Annotated in this window: 20 protein-coding genes; 10 read left to right on the top strand and 10 right to left on the bottom strand. The window is 64.7% G+C overall.

The genetic code is table 11. From position 1 onward, the window contains the following. Nucleotides 1-97: 97 nt before the first annotated feature. The 4 genes from F4U94_RS07035 to F4U94_RS24325 are packed head-to-tail and all read right to left on the bottom strand — an operon-like array spanning nt 98 to nt 3,357. Entirely contained in the window at nt 98-1,045 is a 948-nt protein-coding gene (locus F4U94_RS07035) for a D-isomer specific 2-hydroxyacid dehydrogenase family protein (protein ID WP_120250293.1), read from the bottom strand. A 1-nt stretch (nt 1,046) separates the two neighbouring features. Continuing rightward, the gene (locus F4U94_RS07030; protein WP_120250294.1) at nt 1,047-2,234 is read right to left on the bottom strand and encodes an acyl-CoA dehydrogenase family protein; all 1,188 of its coding nucleotides are present in this window, start codon (nt 2,232-2,234) and stop codon (nt 1,047-1,049) included. A gap of 6 nt (nt 2,235-2,240) precedes the next feature. Then, entirely contained in the window at nt 2,241-3,230 is a 990-nt protein-coding gene (locus F4U94_RS07025) for an ABC transporter substrate-binding protein (protein ID WP_120252076.1), read from the bottom strand. Then, nucleotides 3,220-3,357 carry a hypothetical protein gene (locus F4U94_RS24325; protein ID WP_170267481.1) on the bottom strand — a complete coding sequence of 46 codons (138 nt, stop codon included), beginning with the start codon at nt 3,355-3,357 and terminating at the stop codon, nt 3,220-3,222. The genes F4U94_RS07025 and F4U94_RS24325 overlap by 11 nt, the downstream gene beginning before the upstream one ends. A 100-nt stretch (nt 3,358-3,457) precedes the next feature. Here F4U94_RS24325 and F4U94_RS07020 point away from each other — a divergent pair, with 100 nt between their 5' ends. Both F4U94_RS07020 and F4U94_RS07015 read left to right on the top strand, forming a co-directional pair. Next, nucleotides 3,458-4,810 carry an FAD/NAD(P)-binding protein gene (locus F4U94_RS07020; RefSeq protein ID WP_120250295.1) on the top strand — a complete coding sequence of 451 codons (1,353 nt, stop codon included), beginning with the start codon at nt 3,458-3,460 and terminating at the stop codon, nt 4,808-4,810. Between the two features lie 99 nt (nt 4,811-4,909). After that, complete coding sequence (locus tag F4U94_RS07015; RefSeq protein WP_120250296.1) at nt 4,910-6,247, top strand: LLM class flavin-dependent oxidoreductase; 1,338 nt, start codon at nt 4,910-4,912, stop codon at nt 6,245-6,247. A 54-nt stretch (nt 6,248-6,301) separates the two neighbouring features. Here F4U94_RS07015 and F4U94_RS07010 read toward each other — a convergent pair whose 3' ends face one another. Next, nucleotides 6,302-6,919 carry a TetR/AcrR family transcriptional regulator gene (locus tag F4U94_RS07010; protein WP_120250297.1) on the bottom strand — a complete coding sequence of 206 codons (618 nt, stop codon included), beginning with the start codon at nt 6,917-6,919 and terminating at the stop codon, nt 6,302-6,304. 103 nt (nt 6,920-7,022) lie between these two features. Here F4U94_RS07010 and F4U94_RS07005 point away from each other — a divergent pair, with 103 nt between their 5' ends. The 7 genes from F4U94_RS07005 to F4U94_RS06975 are packed head-to-tail and all read left to right on the top strand — an operon-like array spanning nt 7,023 to nt 13,783. Further along, a complete protein-coding gene (locus tag F4U94_RS07005) occupies nt 7,023-7,787 on the top strand; it encodes an SDR family NAD(P)-dependent oxidoreductase (RefSeq protein ID WP_120250298.1) in 765 nt (254 codons plus the stop codon). After that, on the top strand, nt 7,784-8,980 hold the full coding sequence (locus tag F4U94_RS07000) for an acyl-CoA dehydrogenase family protein (protein WP_120250299.1): 1,197 nt from the start codon (nt 7,784-7,786) through the stop codon (nt 8,978-8,980). The genes F4U94_RS07005 and F4U94_RS07000 overlap by 4 nt, the downstream gene beginning before the upstream one ends. Beyond that, complete coding sequence (locus F4U94_RS06995; protein ID WP_120252077.1) at nt 8,977-10,044, top strand: phosphotransferase; 1,068 nt, start codon at nt 8,977-8,979, stop codon at nt 10,042-10,044. Before F4U94_RS07000 ends, F4U94_RS06995 begins: the two co-directional genes overlap by 4 nt. Then, a complete protein-coding gene (locus F4U94_RS06990) occupies nt 10,041-10,847 on the top strand; it encodes an enoyl-CoA hydratase/isomerase family protein (protein ID WP_120250300.1) in 807 nt (268 codons plus the stop codon). The genes F4U94_RS06995 and F4U94_RS06990 overlap by 4 nt, the downstream gene beginning before the upstream one ends. Before the next feature lies 1 nt (nt 10,848). Beyond that, nucleotides 10,849-12,009, top strand: coding sequence for an acetyl-CoA C-acetyltransferase (locus F4U94_RS06985; protein ID WP_120250301.1), 1,161 nt, complete (start codon nt 10,849-10,851; stop codon nt 12,007-12,009). Then, a complete protein-coding gene (locus F4U94_RS06980; protein ID WP_120250302.1) occupies nt 12,009-13,010 on the top strand; it encodes an NAD(P)H-dependent flavin oxidoreductase in 1,002 nt (333 codons plus the stop codon). The genes F4U94_RS06985 and F4U94_RS06980 overlap by 1 nt, the downstream gene beginning before the upstream one ends. Further along, nucleotides 13,007-13,783 (top strand): enoyl-CoA hydratase-related protein, encoded by a 777-nt coding sequence (locus F4U94_RS06975; RefSeq protein ID WP_120250303.1) that lies wholly within the window; start codon nt 13,007-13,009, stop codon nt 13,781-13,783. The genes F4U94_RS06980 and F4U94_RS06975 overlap by 4 nt, the downstream gene beginning before the upstream one ends. A gap of 36 nt (nt 13,784-13,819) precedes the next feature. Here F4U94_RS06975 and F4U94_RS06970 read toward each other — a convergent pair whose 3' ends face one another. Further along, nucleotides 13,820-15,076: a cytochrome P450 gene (locus F4U94_RS06970; RefSeq protein WP_120250304.1), complete on the bottom strand. Its 1,257-nt coding sequence runs from the start codon at nt 15,074-15,076 to the stop codon at nt 13,820-13,822. 250 nt (nt 15,077-15,326) lie between these two features. Between F4U94_RS06970 and F4U94_RS06965 the strand changes: the two genes are divergently transcribed. Then, nucleotides 15,327-16,820, top strand: a complete 1,494-nt coding sequence (locus tag F4U94_RS06965; RefSeq protein WP_120250306.1) for an acyl-CoA synthetase — start codon at nt 15,327-15,329, stop codon at nt 16,818-16,820. Between the two features lie 4 nt (nt 16,821-16,824). On the opposite strand, the gene F4U94_RS06960 is transcribed toward F4U94_RS06965, so the two are convergent. From F4U94_RS06960 to F4U94_RS06945, 4 genes are all read right to left on the bottom strand, one after another. Next, nucleotides 16,825-17,571, bottom strand: coding sequence for an SDR family NAD(P)-dependent oxidoreductase (locus tag F4U94_RS06960; protein WP_120250307.1), 747 nt, complete (start codon nt 17,569-17,571; stop codon nt 16,825-16,827). A 10-nt stretch (nt 17,572-17,581) separates the two neighbouring features. Next, a complete protein-coding gene (locus tag F4U94_RS06955; RefSeq protein ID WP_120250308.1) occupies nt 17,582-17,959 on the bottom strand; it encodes a hypothetical protein in 378 nt (125 codons plus the stop codon). 1 nt (nt 17,960) lies between these two features. Continuing rightward, complete coding sequence (locus tag F4U94_RS06950) at nt 17,961-19,886, bottom strand: linalool dehydratase/isomerase domain-containing protein (RefSeq protein WP_120250309.1); 1,926 nt, start codon at nt 19,884-19,886, stop codon at nt 17,961-17,963. Between the two features lie 147 nt (nt 19,887-20,033). Beyond that, on the bottom strand, nt 20,034-22,397 hold the full coding sequence (locus F4U94_RS06945) for a TonB-dependent receptor (protein ID WP_232015984.1): 2,364 nt from the start codon (nt 22,395-22,397) through the stop codon (nt 20,034-20,036). Between the last annotated feature and the right edge of the window lies 1 nt (nt 22,398).

Genomic DNA, 22,398 nt, shown 5'->3' with positions numbered 1-22,398 from the left:
GGCGCAGGCCGGGGTCCAGATCCACCGTCTGAACTGGACCCCGGCCTGCGCCGGGGAACGCTACATATCAATCAGAGGATCGCCTCCTCTACTGCCCTCAATATCCCCGTGCCGGATCGACGATGTCGCTCGGCGCCTCGCCTCGCGCGAAGCGGGAGATATCGTCGCGCACCTTATCCAGCAGGCGATGGCGCACCAGCGTATGGTTGCTGGAGACATGCGGCGTCAGGCGTACGCGCGGATGGGTGTAGAGCGGATGCCCCTCGGGCAGCGGTTCGGGATCGGTGACGTCCAGTGTCGCGAAGCCGGGTCCGCCCTCCCCGTCCAGCGCCTGGATCAGCGCGTCCTGATCGATCACCGATCCGCGCGCGACGTTGATGATATGCGCACCGGGCTTCACCTTGGCGAGCAGCTCCGCGTTGAACAGGTGGCGCGTCTGCGGCGTGGCCGGCACCGCGATGATGATATGGTCGGCGCGCGATACCAGCGTGTCGATATCGCCGACATGCTCCAAGCCGCTGATGCCCGATTGCGCACCCGTGCGGCGCAGGCCGACGACCTGTGCGCCCAGCGCCAGACCGCGTTTCGCCACCGCCTGACCGATGGCGCCCAGACCGACGATGCCGATCGTGGTGCCCGACACCCGGCCGAGCGGAACGTTTACCCATTGCGCGCGCGAACGGGCGGTGATCGCCTCCAAATTCTTGGCATGGGCGTAGATGGCGGCGATGACATAGTCGGCAATCTCGTCCGACGCGACGCCGCGGCCGCAGGTGACGAGCGGCGCGTCGAGCAGCCATTGCGGATAGAAATCGATCCCGGCCGATGCGCTATAGACCCATTTCAGCCGGCCCGGCCAGGCGGGAGGACGTTGAATGGACGGCTGCCGCCAGGACGGCGACGGACGGATCAACAGCAGATCCGCCTGGGCAGCGGCGGCCCAGGGTTCATCCTCCGCCACGTCGATCAGGGTGGGCGCAATCGGATGCTGGCTGAGGCCCTGGTTGAAATCGGCGTCAAGCTGGCTGGCGATGATCAATGACATGTCAGTTCCCAAGCGCCGCCCGGCCGGCGGCGATCAATATGGTGTCGGTCTGTGGCGAATGGATGCGGCTGCACAGCACATCGCGATAATGGCGTTCGAGCGGGTTCTTCCGGCTGATGCCGGGATTGCCTGTGAGTTCGAGGCCGATTTCCACCGCGCGGATCGCATTGGCGGTGGCGAGATATTTGATGTTGTTCACTTCGATCGCGCTGGGCGGATCGCCGGCTTCATGCCGGGCGGCGGCGTCGCGGATGAGCGTGCGGTTGACCTGCAACAGCGCCTCTATCTCGCCGAATTTTTCCTGCACGCGCGGCAGGGTGGCGAGCGACGCGCCCAGATTGGTCGGCACCCGATCGTTGAGATAGGCGCGCAGCCAGTCGCGCGCAGCCCGCGCGACGCCATCATAGATGGTCGAGATGGCCAGCGCGTTCCAGATGGCAAGGCCCGGATCGCCCGCCCCTGTCGCCCATTGCGCAGGCAGGCGGATATCGACCGCATGGTCGAGCGGCGTGGGCGTATCGGTAAAATGCACCGCATGGCTGACCGTGGCGCGCATGCCCAGATGATCCCAGGCGGGTTCGATATCGATACCCGCGCTGTCCGACCGGACCAGGAAATTGCCGACGCGCGGCTCTGCCTCATCCGTCTTGGCCCAGACCGAAAACCAGTCGAGGCCGGTCGAGCCGGTGGAATAGATTTTCGTGCCGGTCAGCGCCCAGCCATCGGCGGTACGCCGCGCGATGGTCGCGGGCAGGCCGCCGCGCACCGGCGTGCCCAGTTCCGGCTCAACCCGCAGACCGCCGATCAGGCCCCTGCCCGCCACGGCATCGCGCGCCAGCCGCTCGTAAATTTCCTGCGGCCAGGTGCGTGCGCGGGTCGGCGTGGCATGATAATGATAGGTCATGAAGAGGATCAGCGCCGTCGACGGGTCGCCCTTCGCCACCGCGCCCAGCACCCGGATCGCCTCGACCAGGCCAGCGCCCCGGCCGCCCAGTTCACGCGGCACGGTCAGGCCGATCAGCCCTTCGCTCGCCAGATAATCGAAACTGGCGCGGGGAAATTCGCCGCTGCGATCGTAATGTTCCGCTTTTTCGGCGAGACGCCGGGTCAGTCGGTCCAGTTGGTCCGCGCTGAGGGGGCCGGTCGGCTGGATCTGCGCATCGTCTTGCTGAATTGCCTGTGTGGCCATGATGGTTCAGCCTCTCTCGGGAATGGCATCATTGAAGCGCGCGTCCCAGAGCGGTCGCACATCGACCGCTTTTGGCAGCAGCTTCTGCTGATAGAAAAGATCCGCGACCTGTTGCTGCGAGGCGATCGCCTCGTCCGTGACAGGGCGCAGTTCATAGCTGGCGCTCTTGCGCTTGAACTGGTCGAGCACATAATCCAGCGGTACACCGATATCCTTGGCGATGATGGCGGCCCATTCATCCTGATGCGCCACCGCCCAGCCATAGGCTTTTTGCAGCAGCGCCAGATAATCGCCGATCAGTTTCGACTTTTCCGGATCGGCCAGGGCATCGACATGGGCGGACACCAGATAATTGCCCGACAATATGCCATAAGCGGTCTTGAGCACGCGCGCGCCCTCCGTCGCGATGGCGCGCTGGATCGGGAAGCCGTAGATCGCCCAGGCATCGAGCGCACCCTGCGAGAAGGCGGCCGCGCCGTCCGACACGCCCATCGCAACCGGCGTGATATCGTCCCAGCTGAGGCCGACCTCCTCCAGCATGCGGATCAGGAAATATTGCGATGTGGTGGCGCGGACGTATCCGACACGCTTGCCCTTGAGGTCGGCGATGCCCTTCGCCTTCGATCCCTTAGGCACCAGCACGACCTGATTATTGACGTCGCCATGGGTGACGGCGATCTGGCGAAAGCTCTGGATCGTGGAGGCGGCCGCGAAAATGGGCGGAATTTCGCTCATTCCGCCAAAGTCGAGCGAACCGCCGTTCAGCGCCTCTACCACCAGATGGCCGGACTGAAATTCGCTATAGGCGAGGTCGAACCCTTCGGGCACGATGCCCGCTGCCTTGAACAACAGCCGCGCATCGCCATCCCCCTTGCCGGTGATGGAGATACGCAATTTCGGCTTGCCATCCTTGCCCGCGCTGCATCCGGCCAGGATCAGGCAGGAGGCCGCACCCGCGCCGATGAACGCGCGCCGCGACAGACGATCAGCGACCATGCGCACCATCACGGATCGGACCGCCGGCGCGTTCGAACAGGACGACGTCCGGATCGCGCAGAAATTCCCGGCGTGCCGCTTCGCGCAGGCGCGCCCATCGCGGGGCCAGGGAACGCAACAGGGGCATGATCGTCCTTCCTTCAAATGCAGATAGGACTTTATCTATTTTAGCAGTAGAGATATGTCCCACAAGCAATGCTGGTGGAACCATTAGAAATGCTTGATCCATGCTGAAGGTCGATCATGTCGCCATCATAGGCGGCGGGTTCAGCGGCGTGTTGCTGGCGATCAACCTGCTGCGCCATGGCAATGTGCGCGTGACGCTGGTGGAGCGGCGGCCCGATCGACTGGGGCGCGGCCTGGCCTATGGCGCGGCGCAGGCGGACCATATCCTGAACGTGCGCGCCGCGAACATGAGCGCGCTGCCCGACCAGCCTGGCCATTTCGTGGACTGGCTGGCGGCGCAGGGACTGGGTCAGGCGGGCAGTTTCGCGACCCGGCGCGATTATGGCACTTATCTATGCGCGATGCTGGACGAAGCGCGGGCAACGGCGGGCGAGCGGTTCGCCATCCTGGCCGATGAAGCGATCGACCTGACCGTGCGGGAGGATGGCGCCTTTGTCGCGCTGCGATCGGGCGACATGCTGGAAGCGGACGTCGCGGTGATCGCGCCGGGCAATCTGCCGCCGCATGACCTGCCCGCCTTTGTCGGGCTTGATCGCCCCGCTTATGTCAACGATCCCTGGGCGGCGGATATCGCCACGGGCCTCGGGCAGGACGACGTCCTGCTGCTGCTGGGCAGCGGTCTGACCGCCGTGGATTGCGCGCTGAGCCTGGATAGTGCGGGCTATAAGGGCAAGATCGTCGCCTTGTCGCGCCGTGGCCTGGCCCCGCAGGCCCATGCCCCCGCCCAGCCCTATGCCGCGCGCCAGGAACGCCCCGTCGGCCCGGCCTCCGCGCTGGTGCGCACGGTGCGCGATCGAGCGGTCGAGATTGGCTGGCGTAATGCCGTCGACGAACTGCGCCCCTTCACCCCCGACATTTGGCGCGCGGCCAGTGCGAACGAACGCAGCCGCTTCCTGCGCCATATGCGTCCTTATTGGGACGTGCATCGCCATCGAGTGGCACCCGGCGTGGCGGAACGGCTGGACGGGTTGCGCGCACAGGGTCGGCTGGAGGTGCGGGCCGCGAAGGTGGCGACGGCAACGATCGATGGCGACGGGCTGATAGTAGGTTTGCGGCCGCGTGGCGCGACGGGCAGCGAAACGTTGAAAGTGGCGCGCGTGGTCAATTGTACCGGGCCGCTGGGCGACCTGCGGCGCGTGACCGATCCGTTGCTGCGCAACCTGTTCGACCGGGGCGACATCCGGCCCGATCCTTTGGCGATCGGCATCGATGTGGATCGCCAGTGCCGCGCCATCGCCGCCCATGGCGACGCGCAGGCGCGGTTGCATATCGTCGGCCCGATGACCCGCGGCGCCCATTGGGAAATCGTCGCCGTGCCGGACATAAGGCGGCAGGTCTGGACGTTGGCCCGTGAATTGACCAGCGCCCATTGGGTGGAGGCGGAGGGCCTTTAGTATTTATCCAAATCATAAATGACCGACCAGTCCGCGTTGGTGCCTTGCCCGGCCGGGGCCTAATTTGCGTCTTTCAATTTCTCCTGGAAAGGACGCTCCATGGCCCAACAGCGGCATATCAAGCTCGGCTTCATCCTGCATGGCGTGGGGCGCACCTGGAATGACTGGCGCCACCCCGATCGCGACGGCAATGCCAGCACCAACCTGGCCCAATATCAGAAGCAGGCTGCGACCGCAGAGCGCGGCAAGTTCGATTTCCTGTTCGTCGCCGACAGCCTGTCGATCAACGAGAAATCCAGCCCGCATTATCTCAACCGGTTCGAGCCGATCACGATCCTGTCCGCGCTGGCGGCCACCACATCGCGCATCGGCCTGGTTGCCACGCTGACGGTCAGCTATTCCGAACCCTTCAACGTCGCGCGCCAGTTCGCATCGCTCGATCATCTGAGCGGCGGGCGCGCGGGTTGGAATGTCGTCACCTCCTGGCTGGGCGATACCGCCGCCAATTTCAGCAAGGCCGAACATCCCGCCCATGCCGTGCGCTATCGCATCGCGGGCGAATATCTGGATGTCGTGCAGGGGTTGTGGGACAGCTGGGAACAGGACGCCCATGTGGCGGACAAGGAAAGCGGCCAGTTCGTCGATCCCGACAAGCTGCATCGGCTGGATCATAAGGGTGAATTCTTCCAGGTGCGCGGGCCGCTGAACATCAAGCGCACGCCGCAGGGGCAGCCGGTCATCTTCCAGGCGGGCGCGTCGGATGACGGCCGCGCCTTTGCCGCCAAGCGGGCGGAGGTGATCTTCACCCATGCCGCCACGCAGGAGGATGGGCAGGCCTATTATGCCGACGTCAAAGGCCGGGCCAAGGGCTTTGGTCGCGATGCCGACCAGTTGTTCATCCTGCCGGGCGTCGCGCCGATCGTGGGCGATACGGACGAGGACGCCGAGGCGCGCTATCGCGAACTGGCGGCGCTGGAGTCGATCGACACCGGCCTTGGCAATCTGTCGCGCACCTTCAACGACCATGATTTCCGCCAATATGATCTGGACGCGCCCTTCCCGGACGTCGAGCATATCGGCCTCAACAGCCAGCAGAGCGGTACATTGCGCATTCTGGCGCAGGTGCGGGCGGAAAATCTGACCCTGCGCCAGATCGCCGAGCGGCTGGCGACCCCGCGCGGCGATTTTGTCGGGTCGGCCGAGACGGTGGCCGACCGGTTGCAGGCCTGGTTCGAAAGCGGCGCGGCGGACGGCTTCGTCCTGTTCGAGCCGTTGCCGGGCCAGCTGGAGCTGTTCGTGGACAAGGTGATCCCGATCCTGCAGGCGCGCGGCCTGTTCCGCACCGACTATGAAGGCACGACCTTCCGAGAGCATCTGGGCCTGCCGGTGCCAGACAATCGCTACACTGCGGCGCAATCGGCAAAGAGCGCAGCGTAAAAATAAAGGGGGCCGGCGATCGCGATCGCCGGCCCCCTTTCCTATTTCCGTGGATCAATTGGGCCTTGGGTCCAGCCCGCCCATCAGCACCTTCACCATCGCCTCCGAAATTTGCGCGGGCGTCAGCGCCCCCTTGGGATCATACCAGCGGCCCGGCCAGTTGAGCGCGCCAGCCAGGGTGAAGGCGGTCATCTTGACGTCGATCGGGCCGATCGATCCATCCTCCACCGCCTCGGTCAAGATCTGGCGCATGGCGACGTCGATCTTCTTCTTGAGCGCGCGATAGCGCGGCAGGCTTTCGCGCGAGAGCGCTTCCTCCCCGGTGCGCGACACGCAGATGCCGAAATCGTCCATATTGATTTCGACATAGCGGCGCAGGAATTTCACCAGCCTGTCCCGGCCATTGCCCGGCTCCGCCCGCGCATCGTCGGCCGCTGCCAGCAATTGCTCCAGCCCGATGGTGATGCACTCCAGCAGCACCTGATCCTTGTTCGCCAGATAATGGTAGATGGTGCGTTTCGATATGCCGAGGCTGGCCGCCACATCGTCCAGCGAGGTCGCGAAAAAACCGCGTTCGTTGAACATCCGCACGGCCGCGCGCAGCACGGCGTCGCGCTTGGCCGCCCTGTCCGCTTCTTTCTGTGCCGCATTTCTGAAGGGTGAATTCTGCATGGCCCGACCATTGACAGGAAACCCGTAGAAGCACAATACACTCGTGAGTGCATATTGATCGAACAAGTTTCTTGATTCGACCGAAGCGAGAAGAGGATTGCCGATGGACATCAACGGAGTGGGCGCGATCGTGACCGGCGGGGCTTCGGGCCTGGGCGGCGCCACGGCGGCACGACTGGCGAAAGCCGGCGCGAAGGTCACGATCTTCGACCTGAACGCGCAGATGGGCGAGGCCCATGCCAAGGCGATCGGCGCGCTCTTCGTACCGGTCAACGTCACCGATGAAGCGGCGATCGAACAGGCGATCGAGCAGGCCGAAGCGCTGAACGGCAAGGCGCGCATATTGGCCAACTGCGCCGGCATCGGCCCGCCGGCCAAGGTCATCGACCGCGACGGCAAGGCGATCCCGCTGGCAGACTTCTCGAAAATCCTGACCGTCAACCTGATCGGCAGCTTCAACGTCCTGTCCAAATTCGCCGCGCGCATCATCGATGCGGACACGGTGGGCGTCGAGGAGCGCGGTGTCATCATCAACACCGCCAGCGTCGCCGCTTATGACGGACAGATCGGTCAGGCGGCCTATAGCGCGTCCAAGGGTGGCATCGTCGGCATGACCCTGCCCATCGCGCGCGAATTTGCGCGCTACGGCATTCGCGTCATGACGATCGCGCCGGGCATCTTCCTGACGCCCCTGCTCGCGACATTGCCGCAGGAAGCGCAGGATTCGCTGGGCAAGCAGGTGCCCTTCCCCACGCGCCTCGGCCAGCCGGACGAGTTCGCGCTGATGGTCGAGCAGATCGTCGCCAATCCGATGCTGAACGGCGAAGTCATCCGGCTGGACGGCGCGATCCGGATGGCACCGCGATGAGCGGCACCCAAAATGGGGCAGGCGCGGAGCGCACGGCGGCCATCGCCGCGAAGGTCGAAGCCTTCGTCCGCGATATCGTCGCCCCCTATGAGCAGGATCCGCGCAGGGACCATCATGATTGCCCCAGCGAGGCGCTGATCGACGAGTTGAAGGAGAAGGCGCGTGAAGCGGGCGTGCTGACGCCGCATATCCTGAGCGACGGCAGCCACCTCAACCAGCGGGAAACCGCAGTCGTGCTGGCAAAGACCGGCCTGTCGCCGCTGGGGCCGCTGGCCTGCAACACGGCCGCGCCCGACGAGGGCAACATGTATCTGCTGGGCAAGGTCGGCAGCGCGGAGATCAAGGATCGCTTCCTGAAGCCGCTGGTGGAGGGGCGCACCCGTTCGGCCTTCTTCATGACCGAGCCGGCGATGGAGGGCGGCGCCGGATCCGACCCGTCGATGATGCGTACGACCTGCGTCCAGGACGGCAATCATTGGGTGATCAACGGGCGCAAGGCGTTCATCACCGGGGCACAGGGGGCCGGGGTCGGCATCGTCATGGCGAAGTCTGCGGACGGCGCCTGCATGTTCCTGGTCGACCTGCCTGACCCGGCGATCCGTATCGACCATATTCCCAACACGATCGACAGTTCGATGCCGGGCGGCCACGCCGTGCTGACCATCGACAATCTGCGCGTGCCCGCCGACCAGATGTTGGGCCATGCGGGCGAAGGCTTCCAATATGCGCAGGTGCGGCTCAGCCCGGCGCGGCTGTCGCACTGCATGCGCTGGCTGGGCGCGTGCATCCGTGCCAATGAGATTGCGAGCGATTATGCCAATCGGCGCATGGCGTTCGGCAAGACGCTGATCGATCATGAGGGCGTCGGCTTCATGCTGGCGGACAATCTGATCGACCTGAAACAGGCCGAATTGATGATCGATTGGTGCGCGGGCGTGCTGGATGGCGGATCGCTCGGCACGGCGGAAAGCTCCATGGCGAAGGTTGCGGTGTCCGAAGCGCTGATGCGGGTCGCCGACCGATGCGTGCAGGTGATGGGCGGCACGGGCCTGACCAGCGACACGATCGTGGAACAGGTGTTCCGGGAAATCCGCGCCTTCCGCATTTATGACGGCCCGACCGAGGTGCATAAATGGAGCCTGGCCAAGAAGATCAAGCGCGACTGGAAAAAGGCGCAGGAGGCGGTGGCATGAGCGCTTTGGGCGACGATGCCAATGCCGGCACCACGGCGGTGCGCGATGCCTATCGTTTCGATGAGGCCGCACTGGCGCGCTGGATGGCGGATCATGTCGAAGGCTATCGGGGGCCGCTGACCGTCGAACAGTTCAAGGGCGGACAGTCCAATCCGACTTACAAGCTGGTGACGCCGGGCCGCAATTACGTGCTGCGCCGCAAGCCGCCGGGTGACACGCTGAAAGGCGCGCATGCGGTCGATCGCGAGGCGCGGGTGCTGAGCGCGCTGGGCGGCGTCGGCTTTCCGGTGGCGCATGTCTTTGGCCTGTGCACCGACGAAAGCGTTATCGGCAGCTGGTTCTATGTGATGGACATGGTCGAGGGGCGCATCTTCTGGGACGCGACCTTCCCGACCGTCTCCAACGCGGAGCGACCGGCCTATTTCGATGCGATGAATGCAGCGATCGCCGGGCTGCATGGCATCGATTATGCCGCGATCGGCCTTGGCGACTATGGCAAGCCGGGAAATTATTTCGCGCGGCAGATCGGCCGCTGGTCCCGCCAATATCTGGAGGATCAGGATGCCGGGCGCGATCCGGACATGGATGCGCTGATCGCCTGGTTGCCGGAGAATATTCCGGCGGGTGAGGAAAGCAGCATCGTCCATGGCGATTTCCGCTGCGACAATATGATTTTTCACCCGACCGAACCGCGTGTGCTGGCGGTGCTGGACTGGGAATTGTCGACGCTGGGCCATCCGCTGGCCGATTTCGCCTATCATGCGATGATGTACCAGATGCCGCCCGATATCGTGGCGGGGCTGGGCGGCGTGGAAATCGGCGCGCTGAATATTCCGAGCGAGGCGGACTATGTCGCGGCCTATTGCGCGCGGACCGGGAGGACCGGCATCGCCAATTGGGATTTCTACATCGCCTTCAACTATTTCCGGCTGGCGGCGATCTTCCACGGCATCAAGGGGCGTGTGATCCGGGGCACGGCGGCGTCCGCCCATGCGCGCGAACGGGCCAAGGCCCTGCCCCGCCTGTCCGCGCTGGCGCGCCAATCCATGGAGAAATGCGCATGAGCGATACGCCTGTCCCGCCCAATCCTGTCTCCGTCGCGATCGACGGCTCCATCGCCACGCTGACGCTGAACCGGCCGGCGGCCGGCAATACCGTCAATCAGGCGCTGGCCGATGCGCTGCTGGATGCGGCGATCCTGTGCGACAATGATCCGGCCATTCGCTGCGTCATATTGACCGGCAATGGCAAGCTGTTCTGCGGCGGCGGGGACATATCCGCCTTCGACGCGGCGGGCGATCAAGTGCCGGCTTTTCTCAGCCGGCTGGCCGGTACGCTGCATATGGCGGTGAGCCGGTTGCTGCGGATGGGCAAGCCTTTGCTGGTGGCGGTGAACGGCCCGGCGGCGGGCGCGGGCCTCAGCCTCGCCATAGCGGGCGATGTCGTGATCGCGGCGCAATCGGCGCATTTCATCGCGGCCTATGGCAGCGTCGGCCTGACGCCCGATGGCGGCATGTCCTGGCTGTTGCCCCGCCATGTCGGGTTGCGCCGCGCGCAGGAGATCATCCTGACCAATCGCAAGGTCACGGCCGACGAAGCCGCCGCGATCGGCATGGTGACGCGCACCGTGACCGACGATGATTTCGCGGCGGAGGTGGCGAAGACCGCCCGGATGCTGGCCGATGGACCGACCGGCGCGATCGCGGGCGCGCGGGCGCTGCTGCTGGAAAGCGCCAGCAGCCCGCTCGAAGCGCAGCTGGAGCGCGAGACACGCAGCATCGCCGCGGCAGGCGGCAGCGGCGAATGTCGCGAGGGCGTCGCCGCCTTCCTTGGCCACCGCAAGCCAGACTTTTCAGGAGACGCATGACATGACCGACGCCTATATCGTTGAAGCCGTCAGAACCGCCGGCGGACGCCGCAATGGCGCGCTGGCGGGCTGGCACCCGGCCGACATGGGCGGCGAGGTGCTAAACGCGCTGGTCGATCGCAGCGGGATCGATCCGGCCGCGATCGAGGATGTGATCCTGGGCTGCGTGACGCAGGCGGGCGAGCAGGGTTTCGCCTTTGCCCGCAACGCCGTGCTGGCGTCGCGCCTGCCGCAGAGCGTGCCCGCCGTCACCATCGACCGCCAGTGCGGATCGTCGCAACAGGCGCTGCAATTCGCGGCACAAGCAGTGATGTCCGGCACGCAGGATGTTGTCATCGCCGCCGGTGCGGAGAGCATGACGCGCGTGCCGATGTTCTCCAACATCAGCTATCATCAGCGCGAAGGCGTGGGCGTGGGGCCGTTCAGCGACCGGATCAAGCAGCGCTTCGGCGTCGAGACGTTCAGCCAGTTCGAGGGCGCAGAAATGATCGCCGCCAAATATGGTTTCGATCGGGACGCGCTGGATCGCTACGCGCTGCAAAGCCACCAGCGCGCCGCCGCCGCGACGCAGGCCAAGCGCTTCGCATCGCAGATCGTGCCGCTGGAAACCGAAAACGGCCTGCATGTCACGGATGAAGGCATTCGCGCCGACGCCACGCTGGAGGGGATCGGATCGGTCAAGCTGCTGAAGGACGGCGGCGTGGTATCGGCCGCCAATGCCAGCCAGATTTGCGACGGCGCGTCGGGCATATTGGTCGTCAACGAACGGGCGTTGAAGGCCCATAACCTGACCCCGATCGCGCGGATTGTGAACATGACGGTGACGGCCGGCGACCCGATCATCATGCTGGAGGAGCCGATCTTTGCCACGCGCAAGGCGCTGGAGCGGGCGGGTCTGACGATCGGCGACATCGACCTGTATGAAGTGAACGAGGCGTTCGCGCCGGTGCCGATGGCATGGCTTCAGGCATTGGGCGCCGATCCGGAGAAGCTCAACGTCAATGGCGGGGCGATCGCGCTTGGCCATCCGCTGGGCGCGACCGGCACGAAGCTGATGGCGACGCTGGTGCATGAACTGCGCGCGCGCGGCCAGCGTTACGGTCTGCAAACCGTGTGCGAGGGCGGCGGCATCGCCAATGTGACCATCGTGGAGGCGCTGTAATGGCGATCAGCACACGCATCACCCAATTGCTGGGGATCGAGCATCCGATCGTGCAGGGCGGCATGATGTGGGTCGGCCGGGCGGAACTGGCCGCTGCCGTCTCCAATGCCGGGGGGCTTGGCATATTGACGGCGCTGACCCAGCCGACGCCCGACGATCTGCGCCGGGAAATCGACCGTTGCCGGTCCATGACCGACAAGCCGTTCGGCGTGAACCTGACCATATTGCCGTCGGTGACGCCGCCGCCCTATGCGGACTATCGCAAGGCGATCGTCGATAGCGGTGTGCGGATCGTCGAGACGGCCGGGCACAAGCCGCAGGAGCATGTCGAGGATTTCAAGGGTCATGGCATCACCGTGCTGCACAAATGCACCGCCGTGCGCCATGCGCTGTCGGCGGAGCGGATGGGGGTGGACGTCATTTCCATCGACGGTTTCGAATGTGCCGGCCATCCGGGCGAGGACGATATCCCCGGCCTGATCCTGATCCCCGCGGCGGCGGACAAGGTGAAGATACCGATGCTGGCGAGCGGCGGTTTTGGCGACGGGCGCGGGCTGGCAGCAGCGCTGGCGCTGGGGGCCGAGGGGATCAATATGGGCACCCGCTTCTGCGCGACGGTCGAAGCGCCGATCCATAACGCGATCAAGCAATTCATCGTCGCCAATGACGAGCGCGCGACCAACCTGATCTTCCGCCGGTTCCACAATACCGGTCGCGTCGCGAAGAACAGCGTGTCCGATCAGGTCGTTGCGATCAGCCAGCAGCCCGAGGCGGTGTTCGAGGATATCCGCCCCTTCGTATCCGGGGCCAAGGGGCGCGAGGCGCTGGAGACGGGCAATCTGGACGCAGGGCTGGTCTGGGCCGGGCAGGTTCAGGGGCTGATCCACGATATTCCGACCTGTCAGGATCTGCTGGCGCAGATCGTCGGCGACGCCGAGCGGATCATCGCCGGTCGCCTGGCCGGATTTCTGCAACGCCAGCCCGGAAAGATGGCCGCATGACCTACCAATATGTCGATGTGTCGCGAGAAGGCCCGCTGACGATCGTGACGATCAACCGTCCCGAAGCGCATAATGCGCTGAATGCGGCGGCGCAGCTGGAATTGCAGGATGTGTTCAACGATTATGCGGCCGATGACAGCCAGTGGGTCGCGATCATCACCGGCGCGGGGGCGAAAGCCTTCTGCGCGGGGCATGACCTGAAGCAGCAGGCATCGGGCGGCGGCTTTGCGACACCACCCACCGGCTTTGGTGGTCTGGCCAGCCGGTTCGACCTCAACAAGCCGGTCATCGCGGCCGTCAATGGCGTGGCGATGGGCGGCGGTTTCGAAATCGTGCTGGCGTGCGACATAGTGGTCGCGTCGCAGAACGCGCTGTTCGCGCTGCCGGAGCCGCGAGTGGGCATTGCCGCATTGGCGGGCGGGATGCAGCGATTGCCGCGCATCATCGGCTTGCAGCGCGCCATGGGCATGTTGCTGACCGGACGGCGCGTGAGTGCGCAGGAAGGCCATGCGCTCGGCTTCGTGACGAAGGTGACGGACGGCGATGTGCTGGACGCGGCCCGTCGCTGGGCAGGCGAGATATTGGCGTGCAGCCCCATGTCGATCCGCGCGACCAAGGAAGCGACGCATCGCGGCCTGACCATATCCGTGCAGGACGGGATGGAAGCGGAATGGGACTATCCCATGATGAAGGCGCTGCTGGCTTCGGAGGATTTTGTCGAGGGGCCAAAAGCGTTCGCGGAGAAGCGTGCGCCAAACTGGTTGGGTCGGTGAATGGTGGCGCCCCGGATAACGGGGCGCCGAACCATGTCAGGTCCGGACCGTGTAGCGGATGGGCAGCCGCTTGAGGCCCGACACGAAATTCGCCTCCACCCAGGCGGGGTCGCCGGCCAGCCGGATATCGTCGATGCGGGCGAGCAGTTCGGTGAACAAGATCCGTATTTCCAGCTTCGCCAGCATATTGCCCAGGCATAGATGCGGGCCATAGCCGAAGGCGATATGCTTGCGCGCGTCGGGCCGCTCCACGCGAAAGGCGAAGGGCGTGTCGAACACCGCCTCGTCGCGATTGCCCGACGGGTAGCACATCATCAGGGAATCGCCCGCGCGGATCGCCTTGCCGCCGACCTCGCAATCGCCCAGCGCGGTGCGGAAGAAATGCTTCACCGGCGTGGTCCAGCGGATGAATTCCTCCACCGCATTGCCGATGAGATCGGGATTGGCGCGTAGCCGGGCCATCTCGTCCGGGTTCTGGATCAGCGCCAGCAGACCGCCGGATATGGCCGAACTGGTCGTGTCATGGCCCGCCGCCGCGACGATCAGATAATAGGCGTTGCGCTCTTTCTCGCCGATCGGCTGGCCATCGATCGTCGCATTGGCCAGGATGGTCGCGACGTCGTTGCGCGGGTTGGTGCGGCGATCCAGGGTGATGGCATTGAAATAGCGGTTGAAGGCCTCGAAAGCCTCCACCATCGACGCCATCCCGTCCCCGCCGCCGCTGTCGCTGTCCGTGCCGCCGAACACCTTCTGCGAAAGCGCGAGCATCAGCGGCTCATCCTCGCGCGGTACGCCCAGCACGATCATGATCGTGCGCAGCGGATACCAGGCGGCGATTTCCTTGGCGAAGTCGCAACTGTCGCCCTTCTCGATCATGCGATCGACCGTTTCCCGCGCGAGGGCCGTAATTTCCTCCTCCAGCGCGCGCACGCTCTTGGCCCCGAACCAGGCGGAGGTCAGCGCGCGATAGGCGCGATGGTCCGGATCATCCATGGCGACGAGGTTGCGGGCGAAATTACTGCTGCCTGACTGGGCGAGCAGCATGTCCTCATCCGTTTTCGTCACCAGAAACTGGCGCGGATCATTGAGGAAATTCTTCGCGTTCAATTCGACCGCCATGATGTCGGCATGGCGCGTCACCGCCCAGAAGGGCCGATAGTCGCGCGGCTCCGCCCAATGGACCGGGTCATGCTGTCGCAGCGCCGCGAAGGCCCGGTGATAGCTATGTTCGTCCCCATAGGTGCGCGGATCGACGATGATGTCGTCAATATCCTCTGGCAAAGCGTCCGTCACAGGCGTGTCTCCTCTCTTTGCCCGCAATTCTGGGAGCGGGAGGGGAGCCGGTCCAATCGGCGATGGCGGGCTATTTATCGAGGGCGTCGATCAACTTGGCCGCCTGCACCCCATTCATTGCCGGCCGCTATGGATGCGCGGGCAATCGCGATTGGACGGCGGGACCGGGCTGCCTAGCTTCACAGGCCAAGAACCATAGCCCGGGAGAGCGGTCGATGCCCATCATTCATGCAGGCGAAGGCGCATAGATATGCACCCGTCCATCCACGCCCGCACGACGCCGGACAAGCCGGCCTATGCCATGGCCGGAACCGGTGAGAGCGTCAGCTACGCGCAACTGGAGGCGCGCTCCAATCAGGGGGCGCATCTGTTTCGTGCGCTGGGGCTGCGGCGCGGCGACGGCATCGCGTTGCTGCTGGACAATGGGCCGGCCTTTTTCGAGATCGTCTGGGCGGCGCAGCGGGCGGGGCTTTATTATACCTGCCTGTCGACCCGGCTGGCGACGCCGGAAATCGCGTTCATCCTGGCCGATTCCGGTTCGCGCCTGCTGATCGCGTCGCAGCCGGTGCCGGCCGACCTGCCGACGGAGGGGCTGATCGTCTTCGCACCGGCTGTCCGCGATTTCCTGACCGAGCGGGCAGCCATGCCGGAGACGCCGATCGCCGATGAATCGCCGGGGAACGACATGCTCTATTCGTCCGGCACGACCGGCCGGCCCAAGGGGATAAAGCCGCCCTTGCCGGAAGGGTCGCTGGACCAGAGCAACGCGCTGACCGACTATGGGCGGACCAGCTATGGCATGGATGCAAGCAGCATCTTCCTGTCCCCCGCCCCGCTCTATCATGCCGCGCCGCTGCGCTGGTGCATGTCGATCCAGAAGCTGGGCGGCACGGTGATCGTGATGGAAAAATTCGATCCCGAAGCGACTCTGGCGCTGATCGAGCGCTTTTCCGTGACCCATGCGCAGTTCGTTCCGACCCATTTCGTGCGGATATTGAAATTGCCCGAAGCGGTGCGGCGGCGATATGATCTGTCCTCGCTGGTGACGGCCTTCCATGCGGCGGCCCCCTGCCCGGTCGAGGTGAAGCAGGCGATCCTGGACTGGTGGGGACCGATCCTGCATGAATTTTATGCCGGGACCGAAGCCAACGGCCTGACCAGCATCGGTCCTGCCGAATGGCTGACCCATCCCGGATCGGTCGGGCGCGCCATCTGGGGCAAGGTGCGTATTTGCGACGAGGATGGCGAATGGTTGCCGCCGCGCGAGATCGGCACCATCTATTTTGCCGATGGGGCGCCATTCGAATATCATAACGACCCGGACAAGACCGCGCAGAGCCGCAATCGCCATGGCTGGACGACGCTGGGCGATGTCGGCTGGGTGGATGAGGACGGTTTCCTCTATCTGACCGACAGGCAGAGCTTCATGATCATATCGGGCGGCGTGAATATCTACCCGCAGGAGATAGAGGATGCGCTGATCATCCATCCCAAGGTGGCCGACGTCGCGATCATCGGCGCGCCGGACCCGGAAATGGGCGAGCGGGTGGTGGCGGTGGTGGAGCCGGCCCGATGGGAAGAGGCCGGCCCTGCGCTGGCCGAGGAATTGATGGCGCATCTGGCCGGGCGGATCGGGCGGATCAAGCTGCCGCGCCAGATTGATTTCGACCCGAACCTGCCGCGCCATCCCAATGGCAAGCTGCTCAAGCGGATCGTGCGGGCGCGCTACTGGCCGGACGCATGATCGTTCAGGCCATCAGCCCGCCGCCATTGGCGTGGAGTATCTGGCCGGTGATGAAGCTGGCGCGGGACGAGGCGAGGAAGAGGACGGCTTCGGCGATCTCGCGCGGTTCGGCGAGGCGGCCGAGCGGCAAGGCGCTGGTCACGGCGTGAACCGCGCCGGTCGTGTCGGACGCCATCAGCGCGTCGACGGTTTCGGTGCGGGTGGGGCCGGCCGATACCGCGTTGACGCGGATATGGGGAGCGCCTTCCGCCGCCAGCGCGCGAGTGAAGGCCTCTACCCCGGCCTTGGCAGCGGCATAGGCGGACAGGCCCGGCGTCGGAAAACGGGCGGCGGTGGACGACATGTTGACGATCGCGCCGTTTCGCTCGCGCAGGACAGGGAAGGCGGCGCGGCAGAAGGTCATGGTGCCGGTCAGGTTGGCGGCGATCGTGTCGGCATAAAGCGCATCGCTCGTCTCCTCGATCCGAGCGGTGGGGAAAATGCCCGCGATATTGGCGAGGATGTCGAGGGCGCCGCCATGGTCGATCGCCTTTGCGACGGCGCGGGATGCCGTGTCGGCCTGCGCTATGTCGCCGGCAATCGTGGTGGCGGCTTCGCCCAGGCCTTCAACTGCCGAAGCCAGCGCAACCCCATCCCGCCCTACCAGCACCACCCGCGCGCCGCGCTCCACCAGCAGGGTCGCGACGGTCAGACCGATGCCTCTGGAGCCGCCGGTGACGATGGCGGTCTTGCCCGCAAATTCCCCCATCATGTCCCCTCGCCTATCCGCTGATGGTGCGATGGCGCGTGCCGTCGGCGTCGATCACCAGCCGCACGCTCTGTTCCCCGTTCATGCCGCACATGGCGGCATAGACGACATGCTGGCCATGCAGCCGCGACCAGCCGATATCGGCCAGCTGGGCGATATGGGTGCCATGGTCGCGATAGAGCCAGATGCCCACGCCAGCCAATTCCACCACCAGCAGCGCCGCCACCGCCATCCGCACGCGCGGGCGGCGCAGGACGGCGGCGATGCGGGTGAAGATGGTGTCGGCCACCTCCCCCGCCGGCACGGGCATCAGGCCCCAAAAGACCGCCCAGCGCCGCAACATCGCCATCGCCTGCGCGACCAGAAAGGCGGCGATGAGGCAGCAGGCCATGTCAGGCCACCGGCACGATCGTCAGCGGCGTACGGCCGGCCAGAGCGACGGTCAGCCGCGCCTTGCCATCCAGACCCGCGGTGAAGCGCTCGTCCGTTTCGATGATGCGATAGCTGCGACCCGGCACCAGCCGGTCGAGACCGATGTCGCTGCGCACCGCTTCTGCGCCGGGATGCAGCACCAGTTCCAGTGCCGTGCCGTCCGTCACCGCACGGCCGACGATCACATCGGGATAGACGGCATCGGCCAAGATCGGCCCCCTGGCCCAGGCGTCGGGCAGGCCCCGGTTCACCATGTCGCGGATCGTGTTGCGCCCGCCCCAGCTTTGCGAGGCGGCGACACCCTCGCCCGATCGCTGGTCGATCGCTTTCATCGTGGCTTCGATGATGCGATCGTCGCCCATTTCCTGCGCGGCCCACAGCGTCACCATCAGCGGGTTGAGTTCGGGCCAGCGCGAGAAATCGGCCGGCTTGCGGGTATCCCAGCCCAGCGGCAGCAAGCGGAAGTCGAGCGAACCGTCAGGCTTCACGCTGATGAAATCCTGCTTCATCACTTCCCACAGCCGCTCCGCCCCGGCCGGATCATAGGGGGTCATGAAACGTACGCCCCAAGTCTCGCCGAACAGGCCGGAAAGGCTCGGCACCTCAAAGCCGAAGGGGGAGGATGTGCACACCTTGATGCGGCCATCGGCCATCATCATTTCCTCTTCCATCGTCCGGTCGAACCGGTCGCCGACGCGGGCGAGCATGTCGGTGCCGTGCCGCGCATCGTGCAGCGCGAGCGAGGTGCGGCCGACCAGGTTGCACATGGAATAGATCCAGCGCGGTTCGCAGGGGAACCAGCCCAGATCATAGCGTTTGAAATTCTTGACCACCTCTTCCAGCATGCTCTCATGGCTGTAGGGAAAGGCGGTCTTTTCATCCCAGCGGAAGGTGAGCGATCCCGGCGCGGTGAAGGGCGACGTGCCACTCGCCGTTTCGAACAGGCCGAGCGAGACGCCCAGAAAGCCCGAGAGCATGATATTGTCGATCGTGACCGGGTTCTTCTCGATCTTGAAATTGCCCCACAGGCTTTCCCAATACCAGTAATTCCATGTCTTGCGGTCGATATGCTTGCGGATCAGATTTTCCTGCGCGGTGTTGAGATAGCCGTGAAAGGCCGGCAGGCGCGTATATTGGCCAAGCGACAGGTTCCAAGACATGGTGCAGATCTGATAGCGCAGCGCGCCGTCCTGCCATGTATCCTCGGTCGAAAAGCCGTTCCAGCTGTCGACCGGTTGCAGTGCCAAGTCCATCATGCGCCGAAATTCGGCGACCTGCGACAGCGGCATTTCCGGTTCGGCGGTGATCGGCGCGTCGCGCATGACCGGCTGCGTCTTGGCAAGGATGGTGTTGAGTTGCGCGCCCCGCGCCTTGGCAGCGGCGAAGCCCTTGCGGCGACCCAGCGCGAACCAGCCATGGAGTGCCAACACGGCGGCCGGGATGGCCCATTCCATCCATGATATGCCGCTGCGCCCCTCGATCCACGCAGCCGAGAGCAGGGCCGTGCCGACCAGGACCGCCGGCGGCGCGAGGATGACGCCGCGTGCCCACCAGATGAACATGATGACGGCAAAAGCCGCCATGGAGAGCGCGGCGCCCAAGATACCGACACCGTCGCCGGCATAAAGGAAACCCGCGCCGGGGAAGATCAGGCCGAAGCCGAAGGCCTTCCACTGCGCGCTCATGCCCAGCAGCATGGGCGCCACGCCGATCAGGAAGACGAGGCCCAGCATCGCATAGAAGCGATAGAGCCGCCGTGCCGTCAGCGGACCGTGCACCGTCTTGCGTTCCGGGATAGGCGGGATGCGATCGACCAGCGGCGCCAGCGAAGGCACGGCGTCTTGTGGAATGAAATCCGCTTCAAATGCTAGCGTTCGGGCGGTCATGGACCTCTCCTTTTTCTTCCTGATCGAGCCGGGAATCTTGCTATCATCGTAGGACGATTACGTTAGACGTGCAACCGTCCATATCCCATGGCGGACGGCGCACCATAGCGCCCCGTCCGCATCTTGATCCTTTGGGCGAGGATCGCGTTACATATGCCAGCTGACCTGCACGCCATAGGTGCGCGGCATGCCGGCAAAGCGGGAGATCGACGCCAGATTGTCCTGCACATTGGTCCAGTAATATGTATTGCCGACGTTGCGGATGTAGATGCCGGCCCGCACATTGCTGTCCGGAAATTCGAAACCGGCGCGCAGGTCGACCAGCGCATAGGCCTTCATGTCGAAGCGCGGATCGGCATCGACGAAGGCGGTGGTGGTGTTGGCCAGCGCCGTCGTCGTCTTGCTGTTATAGGTCAGGGATATGCCGATAAAGCCCTCCGCCGAACTGCTGATCGGCGCCTGATATTCCGCGTCCGCCACTGCCGTCAGCTTGGGCGCGTAGGGGAATTTCTGACCCGAAAAATTGCGCAGGTCGCCAAAGGCATCATAGCCTTCGAACTCGGTGATCTTGGTGTTGATATAGGTGCCGCCCAGGCTGATGCGCAGGCCATCGACCGGCCGACCGACGATTGAGGCTTCTACGCCCCAGATGCGGCTCTTGGGTATCTGCACCAGACCATCGAGCGTACCGAAGACCGGATCGGGCTTGCGACCGCGCAACTGCTTGTCCTTATAGTCATAATAGAAGCCGGCCAGCGCATATTCGATCCGGCGATCGGCCAGCGGCCCCTTGATACCCACTTCATAGGCAGTGACGGATTCCTGCTTCACCGGGACATAGCCCGAATAGCTGGCCACCGAGGCGGTCGGGAAGCTGCCCGATTTATAGCCGCGCGCGACGCGGGTGTAGAAGAGCGTGCCGCCGTCCGTCTTGTAATTGGCGCCGACGTTCCAGCTGACATTATCCTCGTTCAGATTGTCGAACGCGGCCGGATCGAAAATCTCCGGGAAGTTGGGCGTGAAGGTCAGGCAGCCGCCGGGCTGGACATTGGTGCCGAAAATCGCATTCCACCATGTCGCGGTATCGCCGCCGAAATCATTGGTGCAGCCTTCGAAGCTGCGCTTGCTGTCGGTATAACGGATGCCGCCGATCAGGGTGATGTTGGGCGTGACCTTATATTCCGCATTGGCGAAGGCCGCGAGATTCTTCACGTCCTGCCGCGAATAGTTGAAGGTCAATATGCCGCGCGGCGCGCCGGGGATCATCCAGAGCGGATTGGACGAGGGGCCTTCGCTGAAATTGTAGAAGAGCCGGTCGAACGTCTTGGACTTGTTGTAATTGCCGCCGACGATGAAGGTCAGGCTGTCAAACTCCCCGGTCAGGCGCAGTTCCTGCGCGACATCCTTGATATAGCCGGTCGTATTGGTGTCGACCGAGGCATAGGTGGTGCCGTCGAAATCCTGCACCGAGTCCGTCTTGTAATGGGAGTAGGCGGAGATGGAGGTGAAGGTCAGATTGTCGTTCAGTTCGAAATCGGCGCGCAGGCTGGCCTGCCAGAAACTGTCGTCGCGGGCCGGGCGGCGACCGAAAATGCCATAGCCCCAATCGGCGGCGCGCGGCGTGCGCGGGCTGCGCGGATAATTTTTGAAATTGGTGGCATCCGGGCTGCCGCAGGTACCCTCGACCGATCCGGCGCAATTGTCCGACACGATCTGCGCCGCCTGCGTATCACCCTTGTCGCGCCAGCCATTGACGTTGAGCAGGAATTTGACCTTGTCGCTCGGCTGCCAGTCAAGCAGCACGCGGCCCTGAAGCATGTCCTGCTTGCCCAGTTCGTCCGACCGGGTGAAGCTTTTCTGCCAGGGACCGGACTGGATGGTGCGTATCGCGACGCGGGCTTTGAGAGTATTGCTCATCGGACCGGACACATAGCCCTGCACGTCATAGGTGGAAAAACGGCCGAAGCTGGCGGTCGCCCCCGCCTTGAAATCATCGGTCGGCTTGGCGACGATATAGTTGATCGCGCCGCCGGTCGTGTTCTGGCCGAACAGCGTGCCCTGCGGCCCTTTGAGAACTTCGACACGCTCGATATCGAAGGCCGCGCCACGCGTCGGCGCGCTGAACGGTAGCGCGACTTCGTCGGTATAGACGGCCACGGTCGGCGCGGCGGACAGGGTCGTTTCGTAGAAGCCGACGCCGCGCAGCGTATAGACCGGCGTGTTGAACGGCGAAGGCTGAACGGTCAGGCCCGGCACGATCTTGCCGAGGTCGGTCGGCGAATTGATGCCGCGCTGAAGCAGCGTGTCGCCGGTTTCTGCCGTGATGGAAATGCCGACGTCCGACAGCGATTGTTCGCGCTTGTTGGCGGTCACGATGATGTCGGCATAAGCGTTGTTGCTGCCCCCGCTCGCCTGCGGATCGGCGGCCTGCGCGCCGGCCGTGCCGGTCCCGCCGACCAGTGCGATCAGCGATGCGCCGATGCAATATGCCATGCTGCTTGTGCGGATCATG

Origin of the sequence: Sphingobium limneticum (assembly GCF_008710155.1) — a bacterium.
In the GTDB taxonomy this organism is placed as follows: domain Bacteria; phylum Pseudomonadota; class Alphaproteobacteria; order Sphingomonadales; family Sphingomonadaceae; genus Sphingobium; species Sphingobium limneticum.
Note: the sequence above shows the minus strand (reverse complement) of the source record. Positions and strands in the feature narration are given on the sequence as shown.